Genomic DNA, 10,356 nt, shown 5'->3' with positions numbered 1-10,356 from the left:
GTTTCCTCCCTCGAGGCTTATTCGACGCCTGCCCACACGCGCCGCGGCAAACTCACGGTCATGTGAACGAGGCAGACGTCCAATAACCCTTAACGCGTTGCGTCAATTCGATCTTCAAATTGATCGCCGGAAAGCGGCCACTGGAATTCCGCTTCCCGGAAGCGGCCAGTCGTCAGTGCGTACTCCCGACCCGTAAGCGACGTTCGACTCACCCGACAGCGGACGTTCAAATGGTGCATCATGGCATCCTGCTCGATAAACACCTGCAAGTGTACGCCCAGTGCTTCCAGAAGAAATTAACGCAGAATGCTCAGAACTGTTCGACGTGTGGTGCGAACGGCGTGCGGCCCGGCCATTGCGACACTTGCTTTGCGCATGGCCGCTAACGAGCGGGCTGACAGATGATTGGGGCGCACTTCATGAAGCGCTACGGGCATTGCGAGCAGACTGTCGAGCAGACATTTCCGATACGGAGTTGACGCAGGTGGAGGATTTGATCCGCGCTGTCGCCCTCATCGTCTTTCGGCGATGAGCCGCACAGACTATTCCTTTTCCGCCAATGCCTGCCGCAACATCGGTCTGGTGTATTTTTCGACCGGATCGACATCTCGTGAGTCCTCCGGGTGGTAGAACTCGCCATTGTCGAACGCATGGAAAACCGACCACGCGAAATCAGTGAGGTTCCATTCTGCGAGCGGCATCATGTTGTTGGCGACGCTATCGCAAAACGTGAAATCGCGCCGACCTTCGAGGAACTCGGCGGCAAGCCAGCGGGCAAGCTCGTCAAAAAATTCGAGCCTTGATATTTTCGCGACTTGGCATGCGGCATCAACGTCCGGCGAACTCAATTTTTGATCTTCACATCGAATGGCCATTGCCTCAATGTTCATGACGGTGTTGCCTTCAAAGGCTTAACTCAAGAGTGGTGCCGCTCGCGGCCATCCGCTCCAGAAAACTTTGGAGCGAAACTAGTTGCGCGACGAGGGTAGCCCTCGGGGTTTCGAGGGTATGAGCTTCACCTGTACTGAACCACCCACACCTGAAACGAATCATTTCTTCCTCGCGCGCTTCAAGCTCACGAATCTCGCAACACATTTGTGCTGCAATCTGATCGAGATTCGCGGGAGCCGCCTCGTCCTCCTCGTACTGGTCATACATCGTCCCCATCAAGCGGTTGATCCGAGTCCAGAACCCCGAGGCGAAGAGCCACTCCGACGCGATTCCGTCCAGTACGAAGACTGGCTCTGAAGGACATTCGGAGATAAAGAAACGCGATTTCCGTACCCTGTCCATGAGATTCTTTTGCGATATGCGGCGTTAAATTGCCGACGATCTGGAGCCTATTGTCGACTGACCGTTCGGGCCGCGTGCCGCCATGAGAAGCGCGGGTGAGACATCCTCGCAGCCGTCAGATGCGATTAGACAGGATAGGAAAATGTTGAAAGCTGGATGGACGGCTGAATCTGCAAACGGAATCCGTATGGTGGCGCGTCCGCGCAATCGTAGCGCCCGTTGAACAAGTTCGCGGCTGCAAATTCAATGTGCGTACCGCGATCGTCTCGCACGACACGTGCCCCCGGACAATCCAACAAATTAAGCTGTACTAGCGGCTCTGCTACTCCTTCATAATTGATCAAAAGTTCCACGTCACAGCTAAGTGGCCATATTGTTAGACTCAGAACCACGGGTGTCTTGGAGACAACGTACCGATACGAAACTCCGTACTCTTCCTCGATCGGCACCACATTAAGAACCTCCAGAAAATCCAGCGGTTCCCACGAGAAATTCGGCATAGCTCTTCCGGGTTGATTTGATATCGGCGCTGACGAATCTGAAGTCTACGCGTTCGTTCTTCAAGTTGATTTCAAACAAGTTCATGGATTGTTGACGATCTAGTCAACTTTGTCGAACGGCCGGAGTTGGCCGCGAGCCGTCCCATGCAGAACGCATGGGCTCCGCGAATCTCTTACGACGCGCTCGACGGCACGCGCCCCCCAAGAGACATTCGACCCGGTGCGAGCGATATGGCCGATTGCAAACTGGAACGGCCTTTCGCGCGGCTTCTCGGCCGGTGTGTTGCCGGCAAAACCCGACAGTGAAGCGAACTAGATCAATCGCCGATTTCAGCGAATATGCGAGAGGCACAAACCCACCTTACGTGGTGCCTAGCGACGTGGACCCGCATGGCGGAGGGCGAATGCTGCCCCCCACAGGCTTAACGTTCTCGGTCCTCGAGTTAGTCTCTGGCACGAACCAGATCAGGCAATTCTGGCAGTTCTCCCTGCCGCCACGCCGTTGGAGTCACGCCGAGCAGCGCCTTAAAGGCTTTGAGGAACCCAGTTTGGCTCTCGTAGCCAACTCGCTCGGCTACCTGCTTAAGGGGCATGTCCTGGCGCAACAGAGCTTGGGCGACGCTGATCCGCCAGCGGGTCAGGTATTCGCCAGGAGTGATGTCCACCTGTGCCCTAAAAGCCGCCGCGAACGACGCGCGTGACATGCCGGCAACAGCCGCGAGCGCCGCCAAGCCCCAGGCGCGTTCAGGCTCGGCGTGGATGGCGTACAAAGCACGGCCGATTTGTGGATGGCCGAGCCCGCGCAGAAAGCCGGGTTGAGCGTCGACTGCCAGCAACTGCGCACGTAACAGCTCGACTAGCACGACCTCGAATAGTCGGTTAAGCACCGCTTGGCGCCCGAGGTTATCCGCGAAGGCCTCGGCAAACAGTACCGCGAGTACCGGCGCGGCCAACGGCATGGCGCTCAGCGGCCGCACCACCTGATCCGGCAGAGCCAACGCGATCGGATTAAAGGCCTTGTGCTCGAAATGCACCGACGCGCAGACCAGATCTACCCCGTGCACGGGGTCGGGCTCAAACCAGTGCCACATCGGACGCGAATAGAAAACGAGGCTCGGCTCACTCAGTTCCAGCGTCTGCCCTCGGTCGTTGCTAAGCCGCGTCTGCCCGCCCCGTATCAGATGAAGATACCCCACGTCCACCTCTTTACCGTAGTCCGCCCGTCCGCAGAAGTTGCCCGAGAAGAACATCTGAGCGTGGATGTTGAAGCGCTGCAGCAGCGGGGCCAATGGGTCGGGTTTGGGATTCATGGGCTCGGGACCCGTCGATTTGGACGATGGGCGAACATGCCTGGACGATAGGTCAACTGTAGCATCGGACTAAATCCTATAGTCAAAACGTTGCTTCACGTTGAACGCCCCAATATCCAGCTGCGAGGAAGTCGTCATGTCGCAAACCAACACGCCCATCGTTGCCCCAGTCTCCCTGTCCACAGCCCCTGGCCCTGTGGCCGACACGCTGAAGGCTATCAAGACCAAGATCGGAATGATCCCCAACCTGTACGCGACGCTGGCCCATTCGCCCGCAGCCCTCAACGCGACGCTGGCCGCCAGCGAAGCGATTGCCGGAAGCAGCCTCGCTGCATCGGAGCGCGAAATCGTCGCGCTGGCCACTTCGCAGGCCAACAGCTGCCACTACTGCCTTTCGGCCCACACGTTGATCGGCAAAGGCGCCGGCCTGAGCTTGGAGCAAACGCTCCAGGCGCGAGCCGGCACGGGCAGCACGCCTCGCCATGCCGCGATCGCCCGCCTAGCCAAAGACCTGGTGGCGAACAAGGGGCACGTCAGCGGACAGGATGTCGCCGCTGCCCGCGCTGCAGGCTTGAGTGACGCCGAACTGATGGAAGTCGTGGTCAACACAGCGTTGACGGTGCTCACGAATTTCGCCAACAACCTGGCCCACACCGAACTCGACTTTCCAGCCGTTCCAGTCGCCTTGCCAGCATGACGACCAAAGTGTCGGAATACGTTCGAACAAGCACTCGGTGACCGTGACGACTCGCGAAACCAAGGCTTGCCCAAACACCAGTAAGCAACAAAGGACATACACCATGACCAAGCTTCTCTACATCAAGGGGTCGCCTCGTGCAGAGCGCTCCGTATCCATCCGGCTGGCCGACGAGTACCTTGCCGCCTACAAGCAGAAGCGTCCGGAAGTCGAAGTCGACGAGATCGATCTTTGGCAAGCGGACCTGCCGGAGTTCGACGGTGACAGTGCGGCCGCCAAGGTGTCGTTCTTTGGCGAGCCGGAGATGAATGGCAAGCAGCTCAGGGTTTTCGACGAGCTAAAGACGATCTTCGACCGATTCAATACAGCAGACGAATACTTGTTCGCCGCCCCGATGTGGAATTTCGGGCTGCCCTACAAGCTCAAGCAGTACATCGACCTTTTGAGCATGCCAAGCACGCTCTTCGGGTTCGAGCCTTCGAAGGGCTATATCGGTTTGCTGAAAAACAAGCGTGCAACCGCGATCCATACCGCCGCCATCTACATGCCGGGGCTGCCAAAGTCCTATGGTACGGATCACACCTCGCCTCATCTGACAGACTGGCTGAACTTCGCTGGTGTCGACGACGTAACGACAATCTGGTACTACGGCAGCAAGATGCGCAACGAAGCCGATACGCGAGCAGCTTATCAGCAGGCTGTCGACGACGTACGGCGGGCCGCATTGCGTTAGTGATAGCCTGAACGGACCGAGCGAAGTGACTGTTCGATCCTTAGAGTTGGCGGTACGGCCGTCCGCAATGCAGGTTTTGTCGATCCCGAGATTGTCAAGATCATTGCGGTAACGGTCGACAAAATCTTCACCAACTATCTGAATGATGTGGCCGGGGCTGAGGTAGATTTTCCGCGCGTGTCCACGGCCGATGCGTCCGCTTAATCGCGCGGAGGTGCTGGCGAACGGCCATGGTCAACACGTTTTTCAACGGCATCATCGTGGCGGCCCGCCTTATACCGCTTTCCCATCGTGGATGGCTCGCCGCGCCTCTGTTCCACCAAGCAGATGACAGGGTGCAAGCGCCTGTCCCGCTCTCGCGGGCACCCACCGTTTTTTCGATAGAACCCACCCGCTGCACAATCAGGCCAATTTGAATGCCGCCGTAGGAGAAAAGCAATGAAAACGACCGAAGTTCCCGCGAGTGTCGCCGACGCACTTTATTCCCATCAGCCAAGTTTTGATCCGGCTGCCCTTCGTGGCATGTTCACCAAGGGATTGAACGTCAAAACGTTTGTTGTCTATTGCCCCGATCCCCGCGCAAGCGGAATCCCTTCCGCTGTGGCGAAGGAATTCGGCGAAGTTTTCCCCGGCGAAAATATCTTGGACGAGAACGGCAACAAGGTCGGATTTACCACCAACGTCGGCCAGTTGATCAACGCCGGTGGCCGCGCGGTCGATGCCTTACGATCCATCACCTTGCTGAACCACTTGCTTGGATTTGGCCGCGTCGTCGTCGTCCATCACACCTTCTGCGGCATGACCACGTTCACGCCCGACAGCGCGACCGATGCATATAAGAAAGAGCACGGCGGCGACCTGAAGAAACATTACGATTCGCACGATCTTTATATCGGTGATTTCAAGGAATCGCTGACCTATGACGTAACACTTCTCAGAAATTCCCCGGTCATTCCTGCGTCGGTTGATCTCTATGGCTATGTCTATGACATCAACACCGAGACCCTTCACAAAGTGATTGAGGACCTCGGCACAGGCAAGGCCTGACACCCCCGCGCAGCGCGCGCGGCGGAGTCGTGGTTTGCCCAAGGCTTCCGCTGCGGCGCCGTGGCCGTTCTCAAACAAATCGCTCCGGGCGCGCCGGCCCTCGCGGAGCGTTTGCTAGGAGGAACATCATGTTTGCAGTCAACGGTTACGGAATGACGAGTGCGAAAGCGCCGCTCAAACCGATCAGCTTCAATCGTCGCGATCCGCGTCCGCACGACGTGGCCATCGACATTCTTTATTGCGGTATTTGCCATGCCGATGTGGGGCTCTCGCGCGGCGAATGGGGCTTTGCGACCTATCCTTGCGTCCCTGGCCACGAAATCGTCGGGATTGTGACTCGCGTCGGCGACGCCGTGACCAAGTTCAAGGTGGGAGACCGCGCCGGCGTCGGCCCGCTGGTCGATAGCTGCCGGACCTGCGCGCCCTGCAAGGAAGGGTTCGAGCAGCTATGCGACGCCGGTTTCATCCCGACCTACATGGGGCCCGACGCCGATTTCGGTCACACCTATGGCGGCTATTCGGGCGCAATCGTGGTCGACGAAAACTACGCCGTCACCGTCCCGGCGTCGCTCGATCCGGCGCGGGCGGCACCATTGCTCTGCGCCGGGATCACCGCCTGGGCACCACTGAAACGTGCCGGCGTCGGACCGGGCACGACCGTCGGAGTGATCGGGGTCGGCGGCGTCGGGCATATGGCGATCAAGCTGGCCAAGGCGCTTGGCGCGAAGACCGTGGCGCTAACGAAATCACCCGGCAAGGTCGACGATGCCAAGCGGCTGGGGGCCGACGATGTGCTGGTCACCACCGATCCGGACGCCATGGCCGCCTCGCGCGAACGCTTCGACCTGCTCCTCGACACCGTGTCGATGCCGCATGACCTCGATGGATACATGGCGCTGGTCAAACGCCAGGGCGAACTGGTGATGGTCGGCACGCCCGACCAGATCGAGGCGAAGCCGCTCAGCTTCGTGTTCCGTCAGAAACGGATGTCGGGATCGTTCATCGGCGGCATCCATGAAGTCCAGGAGTTGATGAACTTCTGCGCTGCCCACGACATCGGCGCGGATATCGAGCTGGTGCCGATCGAGCAGGTCAACGAGGCGTGGCGGCGCATGATCGCGGCGGATGTCCATTATCGGTTTGTCATCGACATGGCGACGCTGCCAAAGCCATCTGCCTGAACCTTTCCCCGCTGCAAACCAGGAAGACCCTTCCGATGCTGGCAGCCTACTATAACGGTCGCGCGGGCGTGCGCGTTGGCAATCTTCCCGAGCCGAAAATACTCTTCCCTGGCGAGGCCATCGTGCGGGTGACGCTCGCTGGGATGTGCAGCGCGGATCTCGAATTCACGCTGAACGTGGCAGTGACGGCCTTTGCCTTGCCGATCCGAGCCGACAGGCATCGGTAGAAGCCGCCCAGTGCAGTCTCCGTCTTGCCGAGCGTGACTGCGGCAAGACGGAGTGCGGCAGCAGCCTGGCGGCTTCATGGGGTGGAGCCGACGTTGCAAAGTCTGAGCGCCGGTGCTCCCGAATGGCGCTTCGTGGCCGAACCCGGGCCGACGCAAACCTCGCAGGATCGCTGATCGCAGCAGATATGCGAAAGGCATGGACCGACCCGTACCGGTCAGGCACGCTTCCCGGAAGCGGACCCTCAGAGGGTGGTAGCGGGAGCCCTTGGCGACCTCCGTTTAGATGAATTCTCAGGGCGTATGCGCCTCTCAGTAAGATCGAGCACGGTCGGCCTTGCGCCTTACTCCGAGCGGGATGTCGCTCGGGCAGTGACACGCCGTACCGCTGGCTTCGTTGCTAGTTCGTCCAGAGTGGTAAAGAACTCGAAGCCTTTGTCGTTTTCACGCGTCACCAGAAATCCAAGTTTGCGATGGAAAGCGATAGACAATCGGTTGGTCTTGTAGACATGGCTTCGTAGCTCACCGATTCCCCGTTCGGTCGCCAGAGTCGCGATCTTCGCGAACAGTTCACTTACGACAGTGTACGTTCGATGCAAGGGATGCGTACCAAAAGCACAAACGAACCAGCACGCTCCGGCTTCCGGGCGAAGCATTGCATAGGCCACGAGTTTCCCGTCCCGTCGCACGGTGCACACCTCATTAATCTCGAGTGACTTGCACAATTTTTCCCGGTGCTCGTCTACATCAAAGAAGTCGCCAGCTCGTTCTGTGTGCTCACGCAACGTAAGTACGTCAAGCGCGAGAAGTTCATCGACAACATGCGACATAGGGGTAGTCCAGGATAATGGAGAGGCACGCTGCAAGAGTACTTCAGAAAAAATCGCCGCCAATTCGGACCGCCTTAGAGGCCGACCGCAACTGGCCACACTCAGCCGAACGACCTTTCATCGATCGAACCGGTACAGCTTCGCATTGCAGTCGTCGATGGGCAGAGAATGGACGACATATTTGCCGTCGGATACAACGGGGACAACCTTTGCCCAAAACGCCGCTGCTCCCAAATTTTCCCTGACGTGCCATATCTGCCAGCGGCCGGGGAATTTGCGCAGCAGATCGGACACGACCCGCGCTCCCACACCTAGACCGCGATAACGCCGCGCCACGAAAAAGTAGCCGATATTGTGCTGCGCCCCTGCGGCATGAACCTCGTCGTCGACGATCACGAAACCAGCAATTTTGGCGTCAACGAGAATGAGAAGTGGAATCGTCGTTGGACTGGAAAGATACTCAAGCTTCGGACGGATAGCGAAGAACCCGTCTTCCGCAAACGAAAGCGGAACCCACTCGCTGAAGTCATAGTTATAGAACTGCATCAGGTTTACGATTAGCTGATGATCCGCTTGCTCAGCCTGCTTCAATTCGATTTGTGGCATGTGAAGACTCGATACGGACTGCGCGCGTTAGTGGCCCGAGGGCAAAACCACTACAGATTGTCGACGATTCATCCAGCAATGTCGAACGTCCGAAACTGGCCGCACTGCGTCCGACGACCGAGCGCGGCGATCGCCTCGGCCGCACATATTATGCAAAGGGCATATCCCGACCCGGAGCGGTCAGAGGTGGGCTCACTCGTTCGGACAGTGATCTGAGATTCTTAAGTGGAACGCCCGAGGCAATCATGCTGCCGATTTGATCGCGGGCAGCGTCGCGAAGTATGCCTCATCCGGCGTCTGATCCGCCAGGCTCGAATGCGGCCGTTTCCGGTTATACAGCTCGATGTATTCTCCAATGGAGCGCCGGGCATGGCTGACCGACTCATAGGGCCGCAAGTAGACTTCTTCGTACTTGATACTGCGCCATACCCGCTCGACGAACACGTTGTCGCGCCAGGCACCCTTGCCGTCCATCGACAGGCGGATGTTGCGACTGAGCACCGCGTCGGTGAACGCGCCCGCCGTGAACTGGCTGCCCTGATCGGTGTTCACGATGTCCGGCAACCCATAGCGGGCGAGCGCGTCTTCCAGCGCCTCAACGGCATGCACGGCCTCCAGCGTAATGGCGACACGGTGCGCGAGTATCTTGCGGCTCGCCCAGTCCACCACTGCCGTCAGATATACGAAGCCGCGCGGCATCGGAATGTACGTCGTGTCGAGTGCGAACACCTGATTGGCGCGGTCGATCTTCATGCCGCGCAGCAGATACGGCCAGATTTTGTGCTGCGCGTTGCGTCGGCTCGTGTTCGGCTTGCAGTACAGCGCCTCCACGCCCATGCGTTTCATCAGCGTGCGCACGCGACGGCGGCCAACCCCGTGGCCCTCCCGACACAGCAGACGCGCCAGCATTCGTTCCCCGGCAAACGGAAACTCCAGATGCAGCTCGTCAATGCGGTGCATCAGCCGCTGGTCGGCCTCACTCAAGGGTTGCGCCCGGTAATATGCGCTCGATCTCGCAATGCCAACAAGCCGGACTTGCTGCGAAACCGGCAATGCATGGCTACGGTCGATCATCGCTTTGCGCTCAGCAATCCCGCTTTGTTGAGCGCGCCGCTTAAAAAATCATTTTCCAGCGTGAGTTGCCCGATTTTGGCGCGCAGCGTCGTCACGTCTAACGGTGGCTCGCTGGACACCGCACCAGCCGAGCCGAACACGTCGGCTGCACGCTCCTGCAACTGCCGTTTCCATTCCGTGATCTGGTTCGGATGCACATCGAACTGCTGCGCCAGTTCGGCCAGCGTGCGTTCGCCCTTGACTGCCGCCAGGGCCACTTTTGCTTTGAACGCCGCTGAGTGCGTACGTCGGGTTCTCTTCGTCATTTCATCGGTTCCTTTGCCCGCATTATCGCTGGCTCAGGCCCTGGTCGCTCCACTTATCTGGCTGTCCGAATTTGCGCGACCACCTCTGTCATACGGCTTACCTCAAAGCGGACGTTCCTCCGTTTGGCGGACTCAGAAATCAACTAACTCCATGCTTGGCGTGCGCGGCGAAATTGACCGGGTGAACCACTTTGGGCTACGAGCAGAATTGCTGCGACAAGATCCAGCAGAAAACAAAGTAAGCAGCGACGCAAGCAATGAACAGCCATCCTTTCCGCCGTGAAACTGCTGCTACCTTCGTTCTACCTACTGTCATACCGAACTGCGCGAAGAATGCCACAGCCATACCGGTGATTGCGAGACCTAAGGCAACCCCATAGACGATGATCACAATTCCCCGATCGTCGGGTGCAATGTCGAAGATGCTAAACGGTGATCTGTGACAGGTGCCTGCAAACAAGCTGAACCGCCCCGGGAATCGTGGAGGCTGGTTGGTTTAAGTTAATGCCGGTTCAGCGGCAACCGTTTCAAGTTGCCGATAGTAGTTTGCCTCAGC

General features: G+C 58.5%; 11 protein-coding genes. 5 read left to right on the top strand and 6 right to left on the bottom strand.

Features of this window, described 5'->3' with window-relative positions; translation table 11 throughout:
• Nucleotides 1-542: 542 nt before the first annotated feature.
• From F4827_RS34445 to F4827_RS34435, 3 genes are all read right to left on the bottom strand, one after another.
• Nucleotides 543-890, bottom strand: a complete 348-nt coding sequence (locus tag F4827_RS34445; protein WP_183733655.1) for a hypothetical protein — start codon at nt 888-890, stop codon at nt 543-545.
• A 13-nt stretch (nt 891-903) separates the two neighbouring features.
• Nucleotides 904-1,293 carry a hypothetical protein gene (locus tag F4827_RS34440; protein WP_183733658.1) on the bottom strand — a complete coding sequence of 130 codons (390 nt, stop codon included), beginning with the start codon at nt 1,291-1,293 and terminating at the stop codon, nt 904-906.
• Between the two features lie 943 nt (nt 1,294-2,236).
• Nucleotides 2,237-3,103: an AraC family transcriptional regulator gene (locus tag F4827_RS34435; RefSeq protein WP_183733659.1), complete on the bottom strand. Its 867-nt coding sequence runs from the start codon at nt 3,101-3,103 to the stop codon at nt 2,237-2,239.
• 136 nt (nt 3,104-3,239) lie between these two features.
• Between F4827_RS34435 and F4827_RS34430 the strand changes: the two genes are divergently transcribed.
• The 5 genes from F4827_RS34430 to F4827_RS34410 all read left to right on the top strand — a co-directional run bounded on the left by F4827_RS34430 (nt 3,240) and on the right by F4827_RS34410 (nt 6,988).
• Entirely contained in the window at nt 3,240-3,800 is a 561-nt protein-coding gene (locus F4827_RS34430; protein ID WP_183733661.1) for a carboxymuconolactone decarboxylase family protein, read from the top strand.
• Between the two features lie 103 nt (nt 3,801-3,903).
• A complete protein-coding gene (locus F4827_RS34425) occupies nt 3,904-4,533 on the top strand; it encodes an FMN-dependent NADH-azoreductase (protein WP_183733664.1) in 630 nt (209 codons plus the stop codon).
• A gap of 438 nt (nt 4,534-4,971) precedes the next feature.
• Nucleotides 4,972-5,580, top strand: coding sequence for a carbonic anhydrase (locus F4827_RS34420; RefSeq protein WP_183733667.1), 609 nt, complete (start codon nt 4,972-4,974; stop codon nt 5,578-5,580).
• Nucleotides 5,581-5,708: 128 nt separating this feature from the next.
• A complete protein-coding gene (locus tag F4827_RS34415; RefSeq protein ID WP_183733670.1) occupies nt 5,709-6,761 on the top strand; it encodes an NAD(P)-dependent alcohol dehydrogenase in 1,053 nt (350 codons plus the stop codon).
• Between the two features lie 35 nt (nt 6,762-6,796).
• Nucleotides 6,797-6,988 carry a hypothetical protein gene (locus tag F4827_RS34410; protein WP_183733673.1) on the top strand — a complete coding sequence of 64 codons (192 nt, stop codon included), beginning with the start codon at nt 6,797-6,799 and terminating at the stop codon, nt 6,986-6,988.
• A gap of 341 nt (nt 6,989-7,329) precedes the next feature.
• Here F4827_RS34410 and F4827_RS34405 read toward each other — a convergent pair whose 3' ends face one another.
• The 3 genes from F4827_RS34405 to F4827_RS34395 all read right to left on the bottom strand — a co-directional run bounded on the left by F4827_RS34405 (nt 7,330) and on the right by F4827_RS34395 (nt 9,800).
• A complete protein-coding gene (locus F4827_RS34405) occupies nt 7,330-7,815 on the bottom strand; it encodes a GNAT family N-acetyltransferase (RefSeq protein ID WP_183733676.1) in 486 nt (161 codons plus the stop codon).
• A 117-nt stretch (nt 7,816-7,932) separates the two neighbouring features.
• The gene (locus F4827_RS34400; protein ID WP_183733679.1) at nt 7,933-8,421 is read right to left on the bottom strand and encodes a GNAT family N-acetyltransferase; all 489 of its coding nucleotides are present in this window, start codon (nt 8,419-8,421) and stop codon (nt 7,933-7,935) included.
• Nucleotides 8,422-8,664: 243 nt separating this feature from the next.
• Nucleotides 8,665-9,800, bottom strand: a protein-coding gene (locus F4827_RS34395) for an IS3 family transposase (RefSeq protein ID WP_409258905.1) whose coding sequence is annotated in 2 segments (ribosomal slippage) — nt 8,665-9,536 and nt 9,536-9,800 — 1,137 coding nt in all. Because the reading frame shifts where the segments join, the coding sequence is not laid out codon by codon here.
• Nucleotides 9,801-10,356 lie beyond the last annotated feature (556 nt).

Source organism: Paraburkholderia bannensis (assembly GCF_014200455.1).
GTDB classification, from domain to species: Bacteria; Pseudomonadota; Gammaproteobacteria; order Burkholderiales; family Burkholderiaceae; genus Paraburkholderia; species Paraburkholderia bannensis_A.
The sequence above is the reverse complement of the archived record's forward strand: the minus strand, read 5'-3'. Positions and strand labels throughout refer to the sequence as shown.

Coding starts and splice junctions, on each gene's coding strand:
- F4827_RS34445 (WP_183733655.1), bottom strand. CDS start 890: ATGAACATTGAGGCAATGGCCATTCGATGTGAAGATCAAAAATTGAGT.
- F4827_RS34440 (WP_183733658.1), bottom strand. CDS start 1,293: ATGGACAGGGTACGGAAATCGCGTTTCTTTATCTCCGAATGTCCTTCA.
- F4827_RS34435 (WP_183733659.1), bottom strand. CDS start 3,103: ATGAATCCCAAACCCGACCCATTGGCCCCGCTGCTGCAGCGCTTCAAC.
- F4827_RS34430 (WP_183733661.1), top strand. CDS start 3,240: ATGTCGCAAACCAACACGCCCATCGTTGCCCCAGTCTCCCTGTCCACA.
- F4827_RS34425 (WP_183733664.1), top strand. CDS start 3,904: ATGACCAAGCTTCTCTACATCAAGGGGTCGCCTCGTGCAGAGCGCTCC.
- F4827_RS34420 (WP_183733667.1), top strand. CDS start 4,972: ATGAAAACGACCGAAGTTCCCGCGAGTGTCGCCGACGCACTTTATTCC.
- F4827_RS34415 (WP_183733670.1), top strand. CDS start 5,709: ATGTTTGCAGTCAACGGTTACGGAATGACGAGTGCGAAAGCGCCGCTC.
- F4827_RS34410 (WP_183733673.1), top strand. CDS start 6,797: ATGCTGGCAGCCTACTATAACGGTCGCGCGGGCGTGCGCGTTGGCAAT.
- F4827_RS34405 (WP_183733676.1), bottom strand. CDS start 7,815: ATGTCGCATGTTGTCGATGAACTTCTCGCGCTTGACGTACTTACGTTG.
- F4827_RS34400 (WP_183733679.1), bottom strand. CDS start 8,421: ATGCCACAAATCGAATTGAAGCAGGCTGAGCAAGCGGATCATCAGCTA.